Genomic DNA, 21,539 nt, shown 5'->3' on the forward strand with positions numbered 1-21,539 from the left:
TAATGTATATTATAAAAGATATTTATGAATTATACCCTAAACCAATTACAGATTTTCTTAAAAATCGCGGAACTAGAGAGCATCACAAAAGCTGCCGAGGAACTTCACCTGACGCAGCCTGCGGTTTCTATTCAGCTCAAAAACTTCCAAATGCAGTTTGATATACCGCTTACTGAGACTTTGGGCAGGAAAATTCATATTACCGACTTTGGAAATGAGATAGCCGAAGCCGCCAAGAATATATTGGAGCAGGTAGAGCAGATAAATTTCAAAACCTTAGCCCATAAAGGCCAGCTGACGGGTAACCTTAAAATATCGATTGTTAGCACAGGCAAGTATATCATGCCATTTTTTCTTTCTGAATTTGTAAAAAAGCATCCCGGTATTAAACTCATAATGGATGTCACAAACAAAGAACGCGTTATAGAAAGCTTAGAAAATAACGAAGTAGACTTTTCATTGGTTTCGGTTTTGCCTCCTTCGGTACAAGTAGAAACACTTGATTTGTTCAAAAACAAACTTTATTTAGTTGGAAAAAACGAGCTGAAAATAAAAGTCAAATCGCCAGAAGCTATTTTCGAAAACCTGCCGCTAATCTACAGAGAAAAAGGCTCAGGCACCCGCCACGCCATGGAGGCATTTATGAAACATAATAATATAGTAGGCTTAAAAAAAATGGAATTAACCTCAAATGAGGCCGTAAAACAGGCGTTGTTGGCAGATATGGGATATTCTATAATGCCATTGATAGGCATCAAAAACGAGCTTCAAAACGGAGCGTTAAAAATAATTCCAGTGCCAGGTTTGCCCATAGAAACCAATTGGCAGATTATATGGCCTAAAGGAAAAAACCATGGAATAGTAGCCAAAACTTATTTGGAATATTTAACAGAAAACAAAAGCGAGATTTGCACAGATTTGTTTAAATGGTATGAAAACTATTGAAAAATAATACACTAACTCAGACTTCCAATATTGTGAGTTTGTTTAGCAGCATTTTTAACTCATCTGGCTTTTGAGTTCCGAGACAAAACTCATCACCAGACTTTAAAACCACGTGCAGCCCTATTCTGCCTTTGATATTATAGACGGTACCGTAATTGGTAAACAAACGCACACCATAACCACCCACAAAACCATAGTCTATCACTTCAGCGGTTAACACTTCGGACCACAATATTTCTTTGCTTGAAAAAGGCAAAAAATCAAAACTGATGCCTTTGGCGTCTACTGTAGTATGAAGTTTTATGAGTCTAAAACCGATAACTAAACCTAAAATAGTAACAAAAAACACAATAAGGCCGATGTTAGAGGTTGGATTGTCGCCAAAAGGCTCTCCAAGAAACATCTGCTTGTAAATGCCGTAAATAGGAATCAATAAAACACCGATTAAAATTACCCAAAGCCACCACTGCGTGAAACGCTGCGTTTCCGTAAATTTTGTTTCCATTTTTGCACTTTTCGTTTTAATTGAATTATTAGGTTCTTGCACTTGTATAGGTGTCTATCCATTGCTGTGGGGTGATTTTCCTGACCAATTCACCCAAAAGCTCGTAAGGTATTTGATCCATTTTTTTAAATCTAATGCAACTTTTACCCATGTCGAGTTTAGCACTGGAATACTTGGGATATTCGCTCAAAAACCATGCTAATAAAGTTGGCATGGCATAAATTCCCATATGATAAAAAGCGATAAAGTTTTTTTGAGAAGCGATGTTAATAAAGGGCAAAGGTAGCTTCGGGTCACAGTGGTAGCCACTCGGAAAAATACGATGCGGCACCACGTAGCCAATCATACCGTAGCTCATGGTTTCTTCAAAACCTACTGGTAAGTTTTCTAATATTATTTGTCTCAATTTCGCCATCGGTTCCTTTCGGTCATCGGGCACATTATTGATGTATTCCTCAGGTGAATTTGCTTCTATTTTCATTTCTTTATCCCCTTTTTTTAAGACTCAATAAATCTACTTTAAATCACATTTTAAGACAAGATTAATAGCGTTTTAATTCATAAAAAAACATTAAAAATAAACACATTTTATTCAAAAATATACAATTACTTTTGGTCGGAAATTTAAAAAAACTTGTCAAAAAGCATTGTATTTCATCTATGTATAACAATTATATTTTTGATATAAATATTTTCATTTTGAAACAATAAATGCAGCATTTAAACTTTAAATATTCCAAATAAACCTATACCAACACATTCAAATTTATGTTTAAAACTAAGTTCATTTTGTTATCTATTATTTTAGCAAGTACATGTCTAAATGTTATGGGGCAAAAATCATTATCAGATTCATCTGAAAGGTTTTCGGTGCATGTGCAAGCAACGGTGGCAAATCAAACCAAGCCCGAATTTTCGGCTCCTTACTCGGGTCAAAATAGCTTACAAACGCTAAAGGAAAACAGGACCTCCATAACCTCCACTTTATATTTAGGAGCCCGCCTATGGCAAGGAGCAAGTGCCTTCATTAATCCCGAAATAGCAGGCGGATCGGGCTTAAGCGATGTACTCGGCTTGGCTTCTGCCACCAATGGAGAGACCTTTAGAATAGGAAGCTCATCACCAAAAATATATGTGGCTCGCCTTTATTTCCAACAAAGAATAAGACTAAACAGCGAAAGAGGCAGCAACGTAGAATCAGACTTTAATCAACTGAAAACAGTTTTGCCTGAAAAGTATCTAAACTTTACGGTAGGAAAAATAAGTATGGCTGATTTTTTTGACAAAAACACCTACAGCCACGACCCACGTACGCAGTTTTTGAACTGGGCACTAATGAGTAACGGTGCCTGGGATTATCCCGCAAATACACGTGGATATGCTCCAAGTGCTATTTTGGAATATGTTTCTCCAAAAAACGAGCTTCGCTATGCGTTTTCGTTGCTCCCAAAAATGGCCAACGGAAACGATATGGATTGGAACATCAAAAAATCAGGTTCGCATACTTTGGAATATACCCATAACCACGCTATTGCCAATCTAACTGGGGCGGCCAGAATCTTAGGTTTTTATACATCGGCAAATATGGGAAGCTACAACGAGGCCATCGCCCAAAACCCGAGCAATCCTGACATATTGCTAAGCAGAAGTTATGCACATAAAAAATATGGCGTTGGCATTAACCTGGAGCAACAAATAAACCATGACGCCGGAGTGTTTTTTAGAAGCAGTATAAACGACGGACACAATGAAACATGGGTATTTACCGAGATAGATCGCAGCATAAGTTCAGGCTTGGTATACAATGGCACTAAATGGGCCAGGCCTTCTGATAAATTTGGAGTTTCGTATGTAATGTCGGGGCTTTCTAGTCCTCACCGAAACTATTTAGCAGCGGGCGGATACGGCTTCATGATTGGCGATGGCAAAATCAATTACGCTGCGGAAAAAGTAGGTGAAATATATTACAAAACTGAACTAAAAGAAGGCATATACGTAACCGCAGATTATCAAAATGTAAGAAACCCAGGATATAACCACGACCGCAAAGGCCCCGTAAATGTATATTCCATCCGAACGCATATTAGAATTTAAATTTTGCTTATTTAATCGCAGGCTGGCAAATATTTCAGCAAGCGAAATCTAAGAAAATTAGCTTTTTTTGATACTCATAAACCAATGGTCTACATTTGATTTATGAAAGGTCAAGGTGCGGTTAGTAATGTAAAAAACAAGTTTGAATCGCAAGAGGTTTTTGCGGCTTGGCAAGACGAATGGGAGCCCGACGATAAAAAACATAAAACCGAACTAAGGCCGATAGTTTCTAAAACAATTGTAAACGAAGTTAAAAGTACCGACCTTCCTTTTATTTATTCACTAAATCCATACCAAGGTTGCGAACACGGCTGTAGTTACTGTTTTGCTAGGCCTACCCACGAATATTGGTCGCTAAATGCAGGCGTAGATTTCGAAAGAAAAATATTGTACAAACCCGATGCCGCCAAGCTTTTAGAAGCACTTTTCAGAAAAAAAAACTACAAACCCAGCACCATTTCCATTTCAGGTAATACAGACTGCTACCAACCCGCCGAACGTAAACTTGAGCTTACTAGAAAAATTTTGGAAGTATGTGTAAAATACAAACACCCAGTAGGCATAATCACCAAAAACGCCTTACTGCTTAGAGACTTAGACTTATTACAAGAACTTCAAAAAGACATGCTTATAAGTGTGGCTTTGTCTATCACTACCTTGGATGAAACTTTGAGACAAAAACTAGAACCGCGTACATCGAGCATAGCCAATAGACTAAAAGCCATGCAGGTTTTGTCTGAACATAATATACCTGTAATCGGGATGATGGCACCGATTATTCCGGGATTAAACTCTCATGAAATATTGAAAATGGCCGAAGCCTTTAAAAATCATGGAGCAAACGGATTTTCGTATGCATTGGTGAGGCTAAACGATTCGGTGGAGCCCATTTTTTCGGAATGGGCACATACACATTACCCAGATAGGGCATCCAAAATTTTGAACCAAATAAAAGAAACACATCAGGGAAAACTGGGAAGCAAAACTCCTATGGAGCGTATGCGAGGAACAGGGGCTTTGGCAGAAACTATCAGACAAGAAGCGGCATTGGCGAAGCTAAAATTCTTCCCTGATTTTTCTTTTCCAAAACTCAGTACTGAAGCATTTGAAAAAAACAGAAACCCACAGCTAAGTTTATTTTAAAATTACCAACCCAAGGCGTCTTTTAGTTCCTTATAGCCTGATTTACTTATGGTTAGCTTAGCTCCATTTTTCATAAGAGCCACATATGAGCTTTTTTCATAGAGCTCTAGTTTGAGGATTTGCTCCGAATTTACCAAATATGAGCGGTGAATTCTGATAAAATGAGCCGGCAGTTGCTGCTCAAACTCTTTCATGGTTTTTTGTTTTAGGTGCTTGGCCTTTTCGGTGTGAATCCAAACATAGTCGCCGTCCGTTTCTAGATACATGATTTCTTCAAAAGGAATCACTTCTATCTTGGTTCCGTTTTTTACCACCACCCTTTCCAAAACCTTATCAGGCTGATTCAGCAGCTTTGCTATATCTTCTTTGGTGTCGCTTTTTTCAGCAAACTTTGCTTTTACTTTTTCTAATGTTTTCAAAAAACGGTCTTTCGAAAAAGGCTTTAGCAAATAATCGATCGCGTTTTTCTCAAAAGCCGCTATGGCATATTGATCATACGCCGTAGAAAACACCACAATCGGTGGGTTTTCGATAAGCTCAAGCATCTCTAAGCCAGTGATTTTGGGCATTTGGATATCCAAAAATATCACATCGGGTTTTAGCTCCTGAATCATTTTCATGGCCTGAAAACCATCTTCGGCTTCACCAATAACCTCAAAATCGGGGTCTGCTTTTATAAAATTTTGTACCAATGCACGAGCTAACTGCTCGTCGTCTATAAGTAAGGTTTTTATTTTCATGAATTTAATGGAATATTTATCCAAACCACAAATTTCTCATCTATGGTTTGGGTCTCAAAAATAGCCAAGTTTTTATAATTTAACCTGAGCCTCTCTTTTATGTTTTTCAGTCCGGTTTTAGTACCCACTGCATGGTTTTTACCCGATGAATCAAAGGTATTTTCCATGATGAGTTCCAGTCTGTCGTTTTCTATTTTTGTTTTAAACAATATCACTTCTGGCTTAAGTGAGTTATAGATTCCATGTTTTATGGCATTTTCAAACAGAGTTTGCAACAGCATGCTTGGTACTTCCACTTCAAGCGACTCCGGGTCAATCTGCAACTCTACAGATATCTTATTTCCGAACCGAATTTTCTCTATTTCTAAATACGCCTCACACATATCCATTTCTTTCTGAAGCGGCACTTTGTTTAGCTGTCCATAACCCACCGTATATCTCAAAAAATCCGACAATTTAATAATCATGTCGTGGGCTTTTTCGGGGTCTATAATAGTTAAAGAGCTGATGCTGTTAAGGCTATTAAAAATAAAATGTGGGTTCATCTGATTCCGAAGCAAGGTCAGTTCGGCTTCTTTGATGGATTGACTAAGCTTACTTTCTATTTCCTTTTTTTCTATGTACGAATTATAATACTTTAACAAATACACCGATATCACAAAAACGATATAAGCGAAAAACGAAAACGGAATTTTATACGCGATTGCGTTTGAGATATAGTCGTTTATTTCCGAAACTGGAAAGACTAACTTTAGCACCAAATGGATCAAAAACACCCAAGTAGAAGCAAAAACAGCATATAAAAGCACATGATTCAAAATCAACATAGGCAGCTTTTGATTTTCCCACGACATAAATTTTATTGGGTACCAAAGGCCAATCATTAGCCCCGCCATTATCATATTTTGCCCTAAAATATCAACGAAAAGAAACTTCTTATTTGCTGGCGTAAGGTTAGACATGGTAACATAAAATATGAGCCCCATAGCTATCCAAATAGCCAAAAAACGCAACAATCTAAACTTCCCCGATAATATTGGATGCTTCATCTAGTTCTAGTTTCTTTCGATATTTAACCCACCCATAAAAATGGATCCATAAATATGTAAAACTGGACCTTCGGCAGGGTTACCTTCTTCTGATTTGTCTTCTACTCCACCCAAAAATGCGGAAGCACCAACGTCTATTCGCATGTCTTTTGGCACTATAACCTTAACACCACCCATCATGAGGCTTACATCTAAAACTTGGTCAGAGGCAAGTGTGGCATTCGAAAGGTCAAGCTGAACGCTCCCCATCATGTTATTGATTTCTCCTCCACCAAAATCTCCGCTGATGCTTTTTTTGCTCCCTCCCATAAAATTATCAATACCTACTCTGCTCCCTTTTCCGTCTGACTCTATTTGAATATGCTCTTCTTCTTCATTTTTTTCGTCCGCAAAGCTCCCTATCACGCCCAGCACTCCAAAAACCACCATGATGATCACAAAGTATTTCAAAATCTGTCTGCTATTTCCCATAGTTTTATATCATTTTTAGTTAAAAAAATCCTTGAATTTTTATTTTAAAATCTTTTTATTTCTACACCGCCCATCACTACATTTCCAGTCAAAAACAGTTTCTTTTCTTGGTTTACTACAAACTCCGGAAACTTCGTGATTTGGTCGTCTACACCACCCATAATCGGCAGCACGTCTATCTGCACATTCCACTCTTTGGGTACTTTTAGTTCTAAACCACCCATGAGCAAAAACACATTTAAAACAGCTCCTTCGGCCAGTTGAGCCTCGGTTAGGTCAATTTGTGCTCCGCCCATTACGCAGTTTAATTGCCCGCCTTCAAAGTGCTTCGAGAATATTTTCTTGTTGGTTCCGCCCATTATATTGGACTCATTTATGTAGTCAGACTCGTCACCTTCCGGTCTAAAAATACGTTTTGGTTTATCAAACTTCGGGTTGAAATATTTAAACAAAATCATACCACCAATACCTACCAAAAGCAGCGGCCAAAGTTTAAAATAGGTAACCGTCTGGGCTTTATTCAAAAAATCAGGAATAAAAAATACCACGGCGATTCCTACCCCTATAATTCCTTCAAAATTCTTGCCTTTCAAAAACGCATTGATACCTATTATGAGTGGAATCAGACGCCAAGTGAAAATTTTCACCGGAAAATTAAAATCTAAAAGGCCGAAATTTTTCAAAAGGAAAATACCTCCGGCTGTTACCAAGAATGTTGCCCAAAAGAGCACTGAGTTTTTATTATCTTTCTTCATGTTTGTCTTTATTTTTCTTCAAATTTAAGAGGCTTTTGCCCCTTCCACTTACAAGTATTCGGTAAGGTTATTTTAAAAGTCCGATGAGTGGTCGTTTTTTACCGATAAACGATTTTGTTCCAAACTCTCGAAGACAGATAATAACCATTGGTCTTCTTAAATTTACCTTTCAGTAAACAATTTAACCCTAAAATCATTTTTAAGTAAAGAAATAACTGAGAAATGTTATTTTTGATGTCTTATTCATCAGTACAAACGGTTAATAACACTTTAAACTAATCTTAATGAAAAAAATCTCTCTAATAGCGGGTCTCACAATCTGCGTATTGTTTGGTGCTCAGGCCCAACGAAAAAAGAAAAACAAAGAGCCAGAAAAAACTGTGGCAGAAGCTCCCAAAAAGGCAGAAGCTCCGAAAAAACCTGAAGTAAAAAAAGGTCCTAAGCCTTACAAAGAAGTTATTGACAGCACCGCGGTAACTCAGAAAGGATTAATGACGGTTCACAAACTAGACGACAAGTACATGTTTGAGATTCCGGACAGCTTAATCGGAAGAGAAATAATGGCGATTACGCGTTTTTCTAAAACTGCTGCCGGTGGCGGTATTTTTGGAGGAGAAGAAGTAAACCGTCAGGTAGTGAGATGGGAAAAAGGCCAAAACGACAACCTTCTTTTGCGTTCTATCACCTATGTAATAATGTCGCCGGATAGCACCAAGCCTATGGCACAGGCCGTTAAAAACTCAAGTTCTGATCCAATTATCGGAAATTTTGAAATAAAAGCTTACAAAAAAGACAGCAGCGGTAAAGTTAAGACAGCATACGTTATTGACGTTACTAGCACCTTTGACGCCGACATGCAAACTTTCTCTTTGGACCCAATACGTAAGCAGTTGCTTAACATCGTAAGTTTCCAAAAAGACAAATCGTTTATTCAGAAAATAAGCACTTACCCAATAAACACGGAGATTAGAACGGTAAAAACATTTGCTACTACACCTCCAAGAATCTCCCTAACCCCAATGCCGCAAATCGGCAGAAACCTTCCGTCGGCACTCGATGCGGGTGTGGTAACTATGGAGTTTAACACGTCTATGATTTTGCTTCCAAAAGTACCGATGCGTAAACGTGAGTTTGATGCTCGTGTAGGATATTTTGCAAATGAGTACGATGTATTTGAGGAAGAGTCTCAAAAATCTAAAACAGACGTTTTTGCGGTTAGATGGAAACTAGAGCCGAAGTCAAAAGCGGATGCTTTGAAACAAAAAAATGGAGAATTGATTGAGCCATTGAAGCCAATCGTTTACTATATAGACCCTGCTACGCCCGATAAATGGAAAAAATACATAAAAGCGGGTATCGATGATTGGAAAGTGGCATTTGAAAGTGCTGGTTGGAAAAACGCCATCAGTGGCGAATACTGGCCAGAAAAAGACTCTACAATGAGCCTGGAAGATGCGAGATTCTCGGTAGTGAGATATTTTGCAGCAGATATTCAAAATGCTTACGGACCAAACGTACACGATCCACGCTCGGGCGAAATTATCGAGAGTCACATCGGTTGGTATCACAATATCATGAGCTTATTGCGAAATTGGTATATGATTCAAACTGCGGCGGTAGACCCTGCGGCTAGAAACAAGCAGTTTAGCGACGAGCTAATGGGCGAATTGATTCGTTTTGTGTCTTCGCACGAAGTGGGCCACACCCTTGGCTTGAGACATAACATGGGAGCGAGTTCGGCTACGCCTGTAGAAAAACTGAGAGACCCTGAGTTCCAAAGAGTAAACGGACATACCTCTTCTATAATGGACTACGCCAGATTTAACTATGTGGCCCAACCAGAAGACGGCGTGAAAGATTTCTTCCCAAGAATAGGCGACTACGACAAATGGGCCATTAAGTGGGGATATAGCTATTTTGCCGACGCAAAATCTGCGGACGAAGAGAAGGCCACATTGAACGAAATGACCAAAGAAGCTTACAAGAACCGTAGACTTTGGTTTGGTACTGAAATAAGCCCATATGACCCAAGATACCAAACAGAAGACATCGGCGACAACGCCATGAAGGCCTCTGAATACGGTATTAAAAACCTTAAGCGTATTTTACCAAACCTAGTTACCTGGTCGAAAGAAAACGGAGAAAGTTACAGTGAGTTAGATGAGCTTTACACGCAATTGGTAGGACAATACAGACGCTACATGGGCCATGTTATTAAAAACGTAGGTGGTATCTATGATTCTCCAAAAACGTATGACATGACCGGCGACCAGTTTGAGATTGTACCAAAAGCTACGCAAAAAGAAGCAGTTGCATTCTTAAACACGCAGTTGTTTGACACACCTACATGGATGTTAGACCAAAACGTATTGGCTAAAATCAAGCCTGAAAATGGTGTTGAGGCACTTAAATCTATCCAAGACTATGCCCTTTCGAGCCTTTTGGCTGGCGACAGATTGGTAAGACTTACAGAGGCTTCTTCTATGAGTGCAGCTAACTACAGTGTAGACGACCTGATGTCAGACCTTAAGTCGGGCATATTTGCTGAGCTTCGCGGAAAATCAAGTATTGACATTACAAGACGTAACTTACAAAAAGTATATGTAGACAAACTAATAGACATGCTTAAGCCTGGCAAAGCCATGGTTAGGTCTATTCCGGTTGGGGTTACGTATGGTTTCAATACACGTACGGTTAACTTAGAAGAAACTGACATTCCTTCTATAGCGAGAGGTATATTGACTTCGCTAAAAGGCGAACTAAGTGCTTCTTCAGCAAGAATGACAGACAAAGTAAGCAAATACCATGTGCAAGACTTGGTGGCTCGTATCAACGACGCCTTCGAGAAAAAATAATAATTTAAGGAGTTCTTTTAAAGGCCTGCATCGAAATCTCGGTGCAGGCCTTTTTTTGTGTTTATAGCAATCTGCAAAAATCCATTTCACACGCTTTTTTGAGTTTATCCCACAGTTTTGCTAGTTCGTCACTTTCGTTTTCAGGTGCCGCCTGGTGGCTATACTTTTGAATCATCAAAGCGAAACAAATACATTAAAAATTAAAATTATGAAAGCATTAAAAATCACAGCAGCAGTTTTAGTTACCATCCTTTCATTGGCATCGTGCGAAAGCGAAAATATTATGCCAAACAACGAACTAAACCCGACTACGGAGTTTGCAATAAACGAAAATTATAACACGCTAAGCCCTAGAAACCCTGACATGATACCGACCAAACAAAGCACTGAACAGACCATTGAAAACAATGACCCAAAAGTGGAGGAGGCTCAAGCAACCGCAGACAGACGCTCACTTAATAAATAATACAATCATTAATACAATCACATTTAAACACTTACAAATATGAAATCTTTAAAAATAACAGCAGCAGTTTTAGTTACTATTCTTTCATTGGCATCGTGCGAAAGCGAAAATATTATGCCGAACAATCAGATAACACCTAAAACCGAAAATATCACAAACAGCCATGAATTAACCCAAAAACCTGGCAGAGGAGACTTCACAAGTACCGAGAGCCAAGACCAACCCACTTTAAACAACCCATCGCTACCTGTAGAAACCTTTTCTGTTACTGATAAACACCCCACTTTATAAAACATACTTGGGATAGTTCGTCACGCGAAAAGGCGAGTTCGTCCCACTTATTAGAAACTTATCATTAATAAAAATAAATTTGAATTATAAACTAAACAAATAACAACATGAACTTATTAACTATCACCCTTCCAAACCAAGACGTAATCAATGTTTCAAATGATTTTTTCGGAGAAGAAACCATAACATTTAACGATAAAATAGTTTCGCAAAAGAAAACCTTCTGGGGAGGCAAACATAGTTTTACTATTAACGAAAACGGAGAAAACAAAGACTACCGCCTCGATATAAAAATGGACTTACTAGGCCGCATTTATATTAAACTCATAGAAAACGAAAAAGAAATTTACAACGACAAGGCCCAAAAAACCAATCAAAATCTAGGTGCTTCGCTATTTATGTTTGTCGTTGGTATCGTATTTGGGTTTACGGTGGTGTATTTACTCAAACAAGAAAGTGTTGCATTAAAACTTGGTGCTTTTATAGCTTTATTGATAGGCTTATATTTATTTGCGAACAAATATTTCAAAAAACCTGACACTACCAAAAACGTTTGCCATCAAAACATCACAATAAAGTAAAAAGCCCTATTAATTTTCGACATGAATAAAGCTCAAACAATATCCTTTCTTAAGAAACATTGGTTTTGGATCGTATTAGTACTCACCCTACTTTCTATTAGCCATACTTATTGGTTTTATTTTATTCATAAAACAGACGCAGATCTTAGAAAATTATTTAAAGGAGTGGAGGAGTTTCAACTGAAATCAAAAAATATATATTATTCAACTGGACTTGGAGTAGGTGCTCTTATAGGCAATTTCATAAAAAGTAAAACTTTGTTATTCTCAGTTTTAGGATTAGGAGTTGTTTTGAGTCATTTAAACTACAAATATCTCTTTATACCAATTTTTATTGAGGAAGGAAGGGTGGGCAAATTTTTATACTTATTGGTTTTCACCTCTCTCTATTTTGTTCTTTTTTGGGGATTTAACAGTGCTCTTTCTGGAGTGTTAGTTGAAAAAAACTTTGACAACAGGTTCACTAACTTCTTTGCTGCGTTTATCTTAATTTATGCTTTCATTTCTTATGGAAACATGTCTTACAAGAAGATAAAAGACCTTTCTTTAGAAAAAACAAAAGCAGAACTAATAGCCTTAAAAGCACAAATAAACCCGCATTTCTTGTTTAATGTACTTAATAATCTCTATGGACAGGCCATAACAGAGGATAGCCCAAAAACGGCCGACGGCATTCAGAAACTTTCGAGTATCATGCGACACGTGGTAGAAGAAACCAAAACCGAGCGATCGCCGATTCATAAAGAAATTGTATTTTTGGAAGACTACATCGAACTTCAAAAAATCAGAATCCCAGAAAGGGAAAACATAAAACTAAAATTTGAGATAGAATGGGACGAAACTCCTGTTGAAATAGCCCCGCTTTTGTTAATTCCTTTTGTAGAAAATGCTTTTAAATACGGCATTAGCACTAGCAAAGAGTCTTTTATAGATTTTAAAGTGAAAGTTAAAAACAAAACCCTGAGCATGATTTGCCGAAATAGTATAGCGAAAAAATCGGAGACGTTAGAGATAGGAACTGGCACTGGTTTAGAAAATACCAAAAAGCGACTTGAACTATACTATCACGCCAAACATACGTTAAACATAAGCCAAACCGAAGATATTTTTGAAGTAAAATTAGACATACAACTATGATAACCGCAATAGCAATAGACGACGAACCGATGGCATTAGAAGTAGTAAAAGCACATGCCAAAAAAGTAAGCCTGATAGATTTAAAAGCCACTTTTGTGAATGTATTTGAGGCTTTGGAATATCTCAAAAACGAATCGATTGACCTGGTTTTTTTAGACATAAACATGCCTGATATTTCAGGTTTAGATTTTTCGCAGCTATTGCCCAAAAACTGCCAAGTAATATTTACAACCGCCTACTCCCAATACGCCGTAGACGCTTTTAACCTCAACGCCACCGACTATTTGGTAAAACCCTTTGACCTTTTGAGATTTACAAAAGCCTGTCAAAAAGCATCCGATTCTTTACAAAAAGATGAAGTAAAAAAAGAGTTTTTGATGGTAAAAGACGGTTATGACGTGGTAAAAATCACCTTGACCGACATACTATACATACAGTCTGAAGGAAACTATCTGACTATTAAAGAAACTGACCGCAAAACCATAACCCGCATGACAATGTCAGAAGCAGTAGAAACACTGAGCGGCAGCGGCTTTATGAAAGTACACAAGTCGTATGTGGTTAACCTCCGAAAAATCAAGAAAATAGAACGCCACCAAGTTACACTGTCAGACAAAGACCAAGTGCCCATAGCACCAAACTACCACCCTGAACTTTTGGAAGAACTAAAAAAATTAGGCTAAAAACAGCGATTTAAAACCAAACATGGCTATATTTTGTATTGAAAGTATAAAACCTTGAATACAATATGAAACGATTGGGCTTATTGATTTGCCTTTTGCTAGTTGTAATTTCGCTAAAAGCTCAAGATACCTTTGTGCTGGTACACGGAGCATGGGGCGGAGCTTGGCAATGGAAAAAAATAGACAGTTTACTTACCTCAAAAGGCCATACCGTTTACAGACCCACCTTAACGGGTTTGGGCGAACGCGTGCATTTGGCAAACAAAGACATCAACTTGGATGTACACATACAAGACATAGTCAACACCATTTTATTTGAAAACCTCCACGACATTATTTTGATTGGCCACAGCTATGGCGGCATGGTGATAACGGGCGTGGCAGACAAACTCCCAGAACGAATAAAGAAGGTTATCTATATGGATGCTTTTTTGCCCGAAGACGGCGAAAGTGTGGTGAATCTAAACTCATCCAAAACTAAAAGCTCACTTCCAACAACTATAAAAGACGGTTTTATAATACCGAATTGGGTAAAACCTGACAAACCCTATCCCTATGATGTGCCACACCCAATAGCTACTTTGACTCAAAAACTAAGTTTAAAAAATCCAGATAGATTAAAAATAAAAGGTGGGTTTATATTGACTGTAGACGAAGGCAAAGAGGCTCAAAACGATACCTTCTATGAATCTTATCTGCGAGCCAATAAACTTGGATATGACAGCTCAATTATGACGGCAGACCATAACCCGCAGTGGTTTAAACCAAATGAACTTTTACCTTACTTAACCAAATAAAAACCAAATGGCATTGACTGAATATTGGGAAGGCTCCCAAAAATATATTTGTGACTTAGAGTTGGCTCAGGCCTTTCATATGGCCCGTGTGCTGGGCATGCCTTTACTGATTGAGGGCGAACCCGGAACCGGTAAAACCGAATTGCCGATTCAATACGCTGCCGATCAAAAACTGCCCATTTTTGTATATCCAACTGGCTCAAAAAGTAACGTAGAGCAGTTTGTGGCGAGATTTGACCACGTAAAATACCTCAGAGACTCACAAGTAGAGATACTAAATGCTCAGCGACAAGCAAAAGGACTAGAAAATAAACTTTCTACAGGTGGCAGGAGCACCGAATCACTACCTGATTATGTAGTAAAAGGTCCTGCTGCTCAGGCATATTCGGTACCCAATTCGGTATTATTGATAGACGAAATCGACAAAGCCCCTCGTGAGTTTCCGAACGATTTACTGTATGCACTCAGTCACCGAAAACTAGTGATGCCGGAGTCTGGTGAGGTGATTGAGATTTCAGAGGAAAATATGCCCGCGATAGTGATTACTTCAAACCGCGAGCAAGAATTACCTACGGCTTTCAAAGGCCGCTGCGTGTATCACTATATTCAATTTCCGGATGCAACACTCATGCGAAGTATCATCGAGAAACACCACCCAAATACGCCAGAAAGAGTAATAGAGGTAGCATTAGACATGTTTTATCAACTTCGCAATCTCGGACTAGAGCGTGCTCCTACCACACGAGAACTCTTACATTGGCTTAAGTATATGCAAACCTTTGGTGGTGCTGAAGCCATAGAAAAAATCAAAAACTTAGATGGTTTGGGAGTTTTAATAAAAACCCAAACAGACATAGAAAAAGTAAAAAAAGCACTAGTAGAGAGTGGCAAACTGATTAAAACTTCCAACTATTTCAACTAAAATATGTTTGAGACACTGCCCGAAAACTTCCGCTCATTTGGCTTGCATGCAGACGTACGCACTTTGCTGATTTTGCGTAAAGCCATAGAAAAAAATCTGGTGAGAACTATCGGCGACTTGCATAATGTTTTAAAAAACATAATAGTGAAAGAACCTCGCCAAATCGGGCCTTTTACGCAAGCATTTTATGCTTATTTTCTTGAAATAGACATAAAACAAGGGCAAAACCTCCAAGACGCCATACTTAGGTCTGAAACCTTTAGACAGTGGCGAACCAAGCAAGAAGACCAAGAAATATTAAATGACGAGGAGCTTGCAGTAAATACGTTTTTAGATGAAATTCATTTGAGTTCGTATGATATTCAAAAAGTAATAGACGGACAAGAGATTTGGGACAAAGACAACCCAAACCTAGTAGACCAGGATGCCCAAGACGAAAACCAAACGGAAGCCAAAAAACTTGACCGTATGGCTGACTATTCTAAGTTGAGTTTAGAGGAACTTTTGGAACGAATGAAACAAGTAGCTAAAAACCAAAAAACTAAACACTCAGGCGGAAGCCACTGGATTGGTACAGGCGGAATTTCGCCTTACGGACACGGTGGAGCGGCAAAAGGAGGTATTAGGGTAGCAGGAGCAGGAGGCGGCAAAATGGCTAGAGCGGTTTTGAGCGACAAAAATTATTACCCCGTAGACCAAGACACACTCATAAACGACAACAGCATAGATGCAGCTTTGGCTTCGCTGAAAGGCATAGTGGAAGAGTCCGCACAGGAAAGTTTAGACATAAAAGAAACCATAAAACTGGGCTTAAAACGAGGGGGGCTATTTATTCCCGAAATCAGGAGTGTGCAGCAGGAAAAACTGCAAGTGTTACTTTTTATTGACAATGGCGGCTATTCGATGTCTGCTTATGTTAAAATCGTGCAGCAGCTTTTTAAGAAAATGAAAACACGTTTTGCTCACGACTTGGAAACGTTTTACTTTCATAATACCATATACGACAAAGTGTATGCTGATGCTAAACGTACGCAGCCCGTTTCTTTAAAACAGATTTTAGCCAAAGACCCCAACTACAAAATTTTCATAATGGGCGACGCCAGCATGGCAGACTATGAACTCAATCAGATAAGCATAAAAACCTACCAAAGCCTAATTTCAAAATTCAAAAAAACGGTATGGCTAAACCCCGAACCTGAGAAATATTGGGCGTACACGACCACCATCCAAGTTATCAAAAAGCTAATTCCGATGTTTCCTATGACCCCGCGAGGCATAGAAAACGCAGTAAAAGAAATTAACAAAAAAAAAAGCCTCAGCTCATAAAATCTTCTGAAAGCACCCTTTTAAGGCATTCAAGCATATATTCAGCATTTTCTTTAGAAAAACACATAGGTGGTTTTATTTTCAAAACATTGTGATCTGGTCCGTCTACACTCATCAATATTTTAAAATCCTTCATTCTATTTGCCAAATAATTCGTTTGAGCCGCCAAGGGATTCAATTGATCATCGCATAGCTCCACTCCTAAAAACAATCCTTCGCCTCTAATATCTTTTAAAATAGGGAATTTAACTTTCAATGCATTTAGTTCTGCTTTTAAAAACTCGCCAACTTCTGCTGCATTTTCTTGTAGTTTTTCATCTTTTATTACAGCCAAAACCTCACGCCCAATGGCACATGAAACCGGATTTCCTCCGAAGGTATTGAAAAACTCCATGCCATTTGCAAACGCCTCGGCCACTTCTTTGGTACATGCCACAGCCGCAAGCGGATGCCCATTTCCGATTGGCTTGCCCATGGTCACGATGTCTGGCACTACGCCGTGCAACTCAAACCCCCAAAACTTGGCTCCTACTCTACCAAAGCCAACTTGCACTTCGTCAGAAATACAAACGCCGCCTGCTTGTTTTACGAATGCATAAGCTTCGCCCAAAAAACCATTTGGCAAATCTATTTGACCACCACAACTCACTATACTTTCGGCTATAAATCCGGCTACATTTCTACCTTTTGACTTTAACTCCTCGATGCTTTCCTCTACATGCTTTGCGTATTTTGCACCTGCACCTTCGCCTCTATAAATCCCCCTAAAAGCATCAGGAAGCGGAATTATGTGTGTATGTTCAGGGCAGCCGCTGCCACCTTTTCCATCAAATTTATACGAACTCACATCTATGCAGGCTTGGGTGTTGCCATGGTAACCATGTTCAAGGGCAATCATGTCTTTTTGACCTGTAAAAGCCTTGGCCATTCGCATAGCAAGTTCGTTTGCCTCACTACCCGAATTCACAAAATGCAATACCGAAAGTTCCTCAGGCAAAGTCTTGAGCAAAGCCTCCGCAAAATCTAAAATTTCTGAATGTAAATATCTCGTATTGGTATTCAAAACCGCCATTTGCCTTTGTCCGGCTGCTACCACCCTAGGGTGTTCATGGCCCACATGAGCCACATTATTAACCGTGTCTAGGTATTTTTGACCAAAATCATCTATCAAATACTGCTGCTGTCCTCTTACTATTTTCAACGGATTTTGATACGACAAACTCAAACTTTTACCCAAGTGCTCCTTTCTGAATTTTAATAAATGTTCGTTTTCTGAGTTGTTTTTAGGTTCTAAAATAGCCAATTTAAAAAACAAATTTGGATCCGGACAAATACTCGAAAAAACAGGCCAATGGCTGGGTAAACTAACCCCATAAAAATCATTTTGTAAGTTAAGCATGTCCAATACCACCTGAAAATGAAGATGCGGTGCCCACGCACCATTTTCATGAAAGGCTCCAATCTCTCCTATTTTTTGACCTTTTTTTACTTCTTGACCAATCGTCTTATTTTCTAAACTTTTAACAGTCAAGTGACCGTAAAGCGTATAATATTCCAAATCACCCACTTGGTGTTTGAGTATGAGCGTAGGGCCATAGTCTTTGTGCTGATCATTGTTGTGCGAAGCAAATATTTCGCCGTCTTCTATGGCACAAATGGGCGTCTGAGCGTGTGTCCAGAAGTCTACGCCCAAGTGTCTGGTCCGGTGCTCAAAACCTTCATTTTGCCTAATTTTATACGCATCTGTCGTATAAACGGGCCGTGCTTCTCCGTATCCACCAACCAAAAGTTCTTCGTTTTTCTCAAATTTTTCAGAGATTTTATCGTAGATTTTCTCAGAAGAAATATACTCCGAATAGTGCCCAACAAACTGAGAACCAATAGACAAGTCGAGATCTGCCAATGTCAAATATTTAGCTTCGGGAATTAGATCAGAAATTTCCCAAGAACGAGAGGCCGCATAAGATTTAAAAGTAGCATTTTGCTCACAAGGCTCTAGCCCACAGGCATGTCTAAATGTATAATAGGCAAAATCGGGAGAAAGCTCTTTCCACTTTTTCAATAAAGCCCAAGCAGGTTTTTCACTTATTTGGAGGTAGGTATTTTCAGGTTCTTTTTGTTTATTTATTGCTGATTTGGTTACACTTATCAGCAGTCTCATGGCTATTGTAATATATAAAACCTTCAGCTCGATATCTAAAAGCGGAAACGCAGCATGGTAGCCAGAAACCGTAGGCACAGCCGCCTGTAAAGGCTGCTCGCAGTGCATCATAGCATAGGCCAAACTAACCGATAAATCATTGATGGTTTGACTATAAACGGCATCACCGTAGTCGATAATGGCCTTTACCTCGGGACTTACCAAGTTTTCATCCACCACGATATTGTTATCGTTTGCGTCGTTATGAATTACTGATTTTCGGAGCGAATTATATATAGGTGCTATTTCTTTAAATTTCTCTAAAAAATACGCCACTAATTCTTTTTCTTCCTTCGAAAAAAGCGAGAAATAGTTTTCTACCCATAGCCCCTTGGCGATGTCCCAATCAAATGTTTTTTGTGCTAAATGAGAATCAAAACCTAAAAGTGCTTGTGTTATTTGACCGCCTTTTTGTCCCAAAGTATACCTCAAATGCTCCGTAACGGGCTTTACATCTGCAAACAGCCTTCCTGAAATCCACTTAAGCATCTTTACCGTGCGAATAGTTCCGTTAGCACTTTTCCAATTAAAAGAAGATTCCCCGGCAAGCGTATAGACTATTTCAGGAAAAATAAAATTTGTATTCTGAGTAGCAAGGTATTGTAATATGTCTTGTTGCAAATCACCCTCAGCGGCAATTGCCGCAGATCGCGAAACTTTTAAAATATAGCTTTCGGTATCAGCAGTAATTTTGAAATTAAAATCTATCTCACCAGCAAGCAGACTCGCCTTTCCGGCGATACCGTAATATTTTAAGGCAATTTGTTCGGCCTCTTCACATGCTATCAAAAGGTTTTTATAGGTCATCCTCAGGGCTTGTTGAATATCACAAATATCTGTTTTTTTAGTCAAAAACCGCAAAGACTATTACGAGCCTTTTAAAATAAAAAATAAAGCAAAATTATGAACTACACGAAAGCATCGAACAGCCCACTTTCACACGTGCCCACTCAGGTCTTTTTGCAAACCACTTTTGAGCTTCAGGTTGCTCATCATACGGTTTTTTGAGAATTTCATGAAGTTCAGTCATCACCGAATAGTCGCCCGCATCGGCAGCGTCAATGGCCAATTGGGCCATATAGTTTCTCAGCACATACTTCGGATTTGTTTCCGCCATTTTGGTTTGGCGTTGGGTTTCGTTTTCTTCTGCTATGCGGTAAATATAATTTTGCAAAAAGTTCTCCCAAGCGGTTTTTACGTCTCCCACCAAGTTTTCAGGAGCATAAAAGGCTTCATTTAAGGGATGGTTCTGCCAAAAATCAGCGTCCAATTTTGTATTTCTATCTATTTTTGAAAGATTTCGAAAGAAAATAGTAAAATCAGTTTCGGTCAATTTCAAAACATTTTCTAGTTCTTCTATTAGTTTCACATCGTCGATTTGCTTGTTTATGATACCCAACTTTGCGAGCATCATACGCTCATAATCTACATAATACGCATCGCGATATGCCTCCAAAATCTCCTGAAGTGGCTCTGCTTTTTCTACCAAAGGGAAAAGAGCGTTAGCTAACTGAAAGAGATTCCAAACCGCTATATTTGGCTGATTGCCAAACCTATATCTCCTATTTTCTCTATCCGTAGTATTGGGCGTCCATGACGGATCGTAGCCTTCGAGCCAGCCGTATGGGCCATAATCTATCGTTAAACCCAAAATTGACATGTTATCGGTATTCATAACTCCGTGCACAAAGCCTACACGTTGCCATTCTACTATCATTTTACGTGTATTTTCGGCAACTGCCTTCAATAACTCCACATATTTCAGTTCCGACTTTTCGGTTATTTCGGTATAAAACTGCTCGATAACATAGTCGGCAAGTAATCTAAGATTTGGAATATCTTGTCTCGCTGCAAATATTTCAAAGTTGCCAAATCGCACAAATGAAGGTGCAATCCTACACACTACCGCTCCTTTTTCGTATGCAGGATTTCCATTGTAAAGCACATCACGCAATACCAAATCGCCCGTTTCTATCAAAGATAAGGAACGCGTGGTGGGCACACCTAAATGAAACATGGCTTCGCTACACAAATGCTCCCTCACAGACGAACGCAACACCGCCAAACCGTCTGCTGTACGCGAAAAAGGCGTTTCGCCTGACCCTTTGAGTTGCATGGCCCATCTTTTATTATCAAAAACTACCTCTGCTAAGTTTATAGCACGTCCATCGCCAAGTTGCCCTGCCCAGTTGCCAAACTGATGCCCCGCATAACACATCGCGTAAGGCTTTGAACCAGTCAATACTTCGGCACCCGAAAACACCTTTAAAAACTCATCCGACTTGCAGTCTTCTTCCGAAAGGCCTAACAATGCAGCCGCTTCTTTTGAAAAATGTAAAAGTTTGGGGTTTGAAGGAACTCGTGGCGTAACATAGGCAAAAGCCGCCCCTTTGACTTGCCTTCGGGTGTTAGAAGTGTCTTTGTCGGCGGGCAATGCGGTAGAGAAAGTATCTGAAATATGAAGATTCATCCGTTTGTTTTTTTTATCAAAACAAAATAAAGGTAGGTTTTCGTTTCAAAAACTTTTTTGGAATCTAATAAGGTAAAATATTGCATGTATTTATAATTTTAAAAACTTG

At 39.0% G+C, this 21,539-nt stretch carries 20 protein-coding genes; 12 read left to right on the forward strand and 8 right to left on the reverse strand.

All coding sequences use genetic code 11. The features are described 5' to 3' along the window. Positions 1-24 precede the first annotated feature (24 nt). Positions 25-945, forward strand: a complete 921-nt coding sequence (locus tag ACFOOI_RS10080) for a LysR family transcriptional regulator (protein ID WP_379837615.1) — start codon at positions 25-27, stop codon at positions 943-945. A gap of 16 nt (positions 946-961) precedes the next feature. Here the strand turns inward: ACFOOI_RS10080 and ACFOOI_RS10085 are convergent, their stop codons facing one another. Together ACFOOI_RS10085 and ACFOOI_RS10090 are read right to left on the reverse strand one after the other, a co-directional pair. Then, positions 962-1,450 carry a hypothetical protein gene (locus tag ACFOOI_RS10085; RefSeq protein WP_379837617.1) on the reverse strand — a complete coding sequence of 163 codons (489 nt, stop codon included), beginning with the start codon at positions 1,448-1,450 and terminating at the stop codon, positions 962-964. Between the two features lie 28 nt (positions 1,451-1,478). Then, a complete protein-coding gene (locus tag ACFOOI_RS10090) occupies positions 1,479-1,931 on the reverse strand; it encodes a DUF1801 domain-containing protein (protein ID WP_379837619.1) in 453 nt (150 codons plus the stop codon). 287 nt (positions 1,932-2,218) lie between these two features. Between ACFOOI_RS10090 and ACFOOI_RS10095 the strand changes: the two genes are divergently transcribed. Next, positions 2,219-3,544: a carbohydrate porin gene (locus tag ACFOOI_RS10095; RefSeq protein ID WP_379837621.1), complete on the forward strand. Its 1,326-nt coding sequence runs from the start codon at positions 2,219-2,221 to the stop codon at positions 3,542-3,544. 102 nt (positions 3,545-3,646) lie between these two features. Further along, positions 3,647-4,687 carry a PA0069 family radical SAM protein gene (locus ACFOOI_RS10100; RefSeq protein ID WP_379837623.1) on the forward strand — a complete coding sequence of 347 codons (1,041 nt, stop codon included), beginning with the start codon at positions 3,647-3,649 and terminating at the stop codon, positions 4,685-4,687. 2 nt (positions 4,688-4,689) lie between these two features. Here ACFOOI_RS10100 and ACFOOI_RS10105 read toward each other — a convergent pair whose 3' ends face one another. The 4 genes from ACFOOI_RS10105 to ACFOOI_RS10120 are packed head-to-tail and all read right to left on the reverse strand — an operon-like array spanning position 4,690 to position 7,702. Continuing rightward, positions 4,690-5,427, reverse strand: a complete 738-nt coding sequence (locus tag ACFOOI_RS10105) for a LytR/AlgR family response regulator transcription factor (RefSeq protein WP_379837625.1) — start codon at positions 5,425-5,427, stop codon at positions 4,690-4,692. Further along, entirely contained in the window at positions 5,424-6,476 is a 1,053-nt protein-coding gene (locus tag ACFOOI_RS10110) for a sensor histidine kinase (protein WP_379837626.1), read from the reverse strand. Before ACFOOI_RS10110 ends, ACFOOI_RS10105 begins: the two co-directional genes overlap by 4 nt. A 6-nt stretch (positions 6,477-6,482) precedes the next feature. Then, the gene (locus tag ACFOOI_RS10115) at positions 6,483-6,947 is read right to left on the reverse strand and encodes a LiaF domain-containing protein (RefSeq protein ID WP_379837628.1); all 465 of its coding nucleotides are present in this window, start codon (positions 6,945-6,947) and stop codon (positions 6,483-6,485) included. 44 nt (positions 6,948-6,991) lie between these two features. Further along, positions 6,992-7,702 carry a LiaI-LiaF-like domain-containing protein gene (locus ACFOOI_RS10120; RefSeq protein ID WP_379837630.1) on the reverse strand — a complete coding sequence of 237 codons (711 nt, stop codon included), beginning with the start codon at positions 7,700-7,702 and terminating at the stop codon, positions 6,992-6,994. A gap of 284 nt (positions 7,703-7,986) precedes the next feature. On the opposite strand from ACFOOI_RS10120, the gene ACFOOI_RS10125 reads away from it, so the two are divergent. The 9 genes from ACFOOI_RS10125 to ACFOOI_RS10165 all read left to right on the forward strand — a co-directional run bounded on the left by ACFOOI_RS10125 (position 7,987) and on the right by ACFOOI_RS10165 (position 16,760). Beyond that, on the forward strand, positions 7,987-10,557 hold the full coding sequence (locus ACFOOI_RS10125; protein ID WP_379837632.1) for a zinc-dependent metalloprotease: 2,571 nt from the start codon (positions 7,987-7,989) through the stop codon (positions 10,555-10,557). 208 nt (positions 10,558-10,765) lie between these two features. Next, entirely contained in the window at positions 10,766-11,023 is a 258-nt protein-coding gene (locus ACFOOI_RS10130; protein WP_379837634.1) for a hypothetical protein, read from the forward strand. A 39-nt stretch (positions 11,024-11,062) separates the two neighbouring features. Continuing rightward, positions 11,063-11,314, forward strand: coding sequence for a hypothetical protein (locus tag ACFOOI_RS10135; protein WP_379837636.1), 252 nt, complete (start codon positions 11,063-11,065; stop codon positions 11,312-11,314). 107 nt (positions 11,315-11,421) lie between these two features. Continuing rightward, the gene (locus ACFOOI_RS10140; RefSeq protein ID WP_379837638.1) at positions 11,422-11,895 is read left to right on the forward strand and encodes a hypothetical protein; all 474 of its coding nucleotides are present in this window, start codon (positions 11,422-11,424) and stop codon (positions 11,893-11,895) included. Positions 11,896-11,916: 21 nt separating this feature from the next. Then, on the forward strand, positions 11,917-13,032 hold the full coding sequence (locus ACFOOI_RS10145; protein ID WP_379837640.1) for a sensor histidine kinase: 1,116 nt from the start codon (positions 11,917-11,919) through the stop codon (positions 13,030-13,032). Beyond that, positions 13,029-13,715, forward strand: a complete 687-nt coding sequence (locus tag ACFOOI_RS10150; RefSeq protein ID WP_379837642.1) for a LytR/AlgR family response regulator transcription factor — start codon at positions 13,029-13,031, stop codon at positions 13,713-13,715. The genes ACFOOI_RS10145 and ACFOOI_RS10150 overlap by 4 nt, the downstream gene beginning before the upstream one ends. A 65-nt stretch (positions 13,716-13,780) precedes the next feature. Continuing rightward, complete coding sequence (locus ACFOOI_RS10155; RefSeq protein ID WP_379837644.1) at positions 13,781-14,512, forward strand: alpha/beta fold hydrolase; 732 nt, start codon at positions 13,781-13,783, stop codon at positions 14,510-14,512. A gap of 7 nt (positions 14,513-14,519) precedes the next feature. Beyond that, positions 14,520-15,434 (forward strand): AAA family ATPase, encoded by a 915-nt coding sequence (locus tag ACFOOI_RS10160; protein WP_379837646.1) that lies wholly within the window; start codon positions 14,520-14,522, stop codon positions 15,432-15,434. Positions 15,435-15,437: 3 nt separating this feature from the next. Continuing rightward, positions 15,438-16,760, forward strand: coding sequence for a hypothetical protein (locus ACFOOI_RS10165; RefSeq protein WP_379837648.1), 1,323 nt, complete (start codon positions 15,438-15,440; stop codon positions 16,758-16,760). Here the strand turns inward: ACFOOI_RS10165 and ACFOOI_RS10170 are convergent. Together ACFOOI_RS10170 and ACFOOI_RS10175 are read right to left on the reverse strand one after the other, a co-directional pair. After that, positions 16,750-19,767: an aminotransferase class III-fold pyridoxal phosphate-dependent enzyme gene (locus ACFOOI_RS10170; protein WP_379837650.1), complete on the reverse strand. Its 3,018-nt coding sequence runs from the start codon at positions 19,765-19,767 to the stop codon at positions 16,750-16,752. The two genes, ACFOOI_RS10165 and ACFOOI_RS10170, sit on opposite strands and share 11 nt — an antisense overlap. A 94-nt stretch (positions 19,768-19,861) precedes the next feature. Then, entirely contained in the window at positions 19,862-21,430 is a 1,569-nt protein-coding gene (locus tag ACFOOI_RS10175) for a protein adenylyltransferase SelO (RefSeq protein ID WP_379837652.1), read from the reverse strand. Positions 21,431-21,539 lie beyond the last annotated feature (109 nt).

Origin of the sequence: Lacihabitans lacunae (assembly GCF_042649125.1) — a bacterium.
Classification (GTDB): Bacteria; Bacteroidota; Bacteroidia; order Cytophagales; family Spirosomataceae; genus Leadbetterella; species Leadbetterella lacunae.

Excerpts from the sequence above, each read along its gene's own strand:
- ACFOOI_RS10110 (WP_379837626.1), bottom strand. The coding sequence starts at position 6,476 with ATGAAGCATCCAATATTATCGGGGAAGTTTAGATTGTTGCGTTTTTTG.
- ACFOOI_RS10145 (WP_379837640.1), top strand. The coding sequence starts at position 11,917 with ATGAATAAAGCTCAAACAATATCCTTTCTTAAGAAACATTGGTTTTGG.
- ACFOOI_RS10170 (WP_379837650.1), bottom strand. The coding sequence starts at position 19,767 with ATGACCTATAAAAACCTTTTGATAGCATGTGAAGAGGCCGAACAAATT.
- ACFOOI_RS10155 (WP_379837644.1), top strand. The coding sequence starts at position 13,781 with ATGAAACGATTGGGCTTATTGATTTGCCTTTTGCTAGTTGTAATTTCG.
- ACFOOI_RS10135 (WP_379837636.1), top strand. The coding sequence starts at position 11,063 with ATGAAATCTTTAAAAATAACAGCAGCAGTTTTAGTTACTATTCTTTCA.
- ACFOOI_RS10140 (WP_379837638.1), top strand. The coding sequence starts at position 11,422 with ATGAACTTATTAACTATCACCCTTCCAAACCAAGACGTAATCAATGTT.
- ACFOOI_RS10150 (WP_379837642.1), top strand. The coding sequence starts at position 13,029 with ATGATAACCGCAATAGCAATAGACGACGAACCGATGGCATTAGAAGTA.
- ACFOOI_RS10160 (WP_379837646.1), top strand. The coding sequence starts at position 14,520 with ATGGCATTGACTGAATATTGGGAAGGCTCCCAAAAATATATTTGTGAC.
- ACFOOI_RS10095 (WP_379837621.1), top strand. The coding sequence starts at position 2,219 with ATGTTTAAAACTAAGTTCATTTTGTTATCTATTATTTTAGCAAGTACA.
- ACFOOI_RS10175 (WP_379837652.1), bottom strand. The coding sequence starts at position 21,430 with ATGAATCTTCATATTTCAGATACTTTCTCTACCGCATTGCCCGCCGAC.
- ACFOOI_RS10090 (WP_379837619.1), bottom strand. The coding sequence starts at position 1,931 with ATGAAAATAGAAGCAAATTCACCTGAGGAATACATCAATAATGTGCCC.
- ACFOOI_RS10115 (WP_379837628.1), bottom strand. The coding sequence starts at position 6,947 with ATGGGAAATAGCAGACAGATTTTGAAATACTTTGTGATCATCATGGTG.
- ACFOOI_RS10165 (WP_379837648.1), top strand. The coding sequence starts at position 15,438 with ATGTTTGAGACACTGCCCGAAAACTTCCGCTCATTTGGCTTGCATGCA.
- ACFOOI_RS10125 (WP_379837632.1), top strand. The coding sequence starts at position 7,987 with ATGAAAAAAATCTCTCTAATAGCGGGTCTCACAATCTGCGTATTGTTT.
- ACFOOI_RS10080 (WP_379837615.1), top strand. The coding sequence starts at position 25 with ATGAATTATACCCTAAACCAATTACAGATTTTCTTAAAAATCGCGGAA.
- ACFOOI_RS10105 (WP_379837625.1), bottom strand. The coding sequence starts at position 5,427 with ATGAAAATAAAAACCTTACTTATAGACGACGAGCAGTTAGCTCGTGCA.
- ACFOOI_RS10100 (WP_379837623.1), top strand. The coding sequence starts at position 3,647 with ATGAAAGGTCAAGGTGCGGTTAGTAATGTAAAAAACAAGTTTGAATCG.
- ACFOOI_RS10120 (WP_379837630.1), bottom strand. The coding sequence starts at position 7,702 with ATGAAGAAAGATAATAAAAACTCAGTGCTCTTTTGGGCAACATTCTTG.
- ACFOOI_RS10085 (WP_379837617.1), bottom strand. The coding sequence starts at position 1,450 with ATGGAAACAAAATTTACGGAAACGCAGCGTTTCACGCAGTGGTGGCTT.
- ACFOOI_RS10130 (WP_379837634.1), top strand. The coding sequence starts at position 10,766 with ATGAAAGCATTAAAAATCACAGCAGCAGTTTTAGTTACCATCCTTTCA.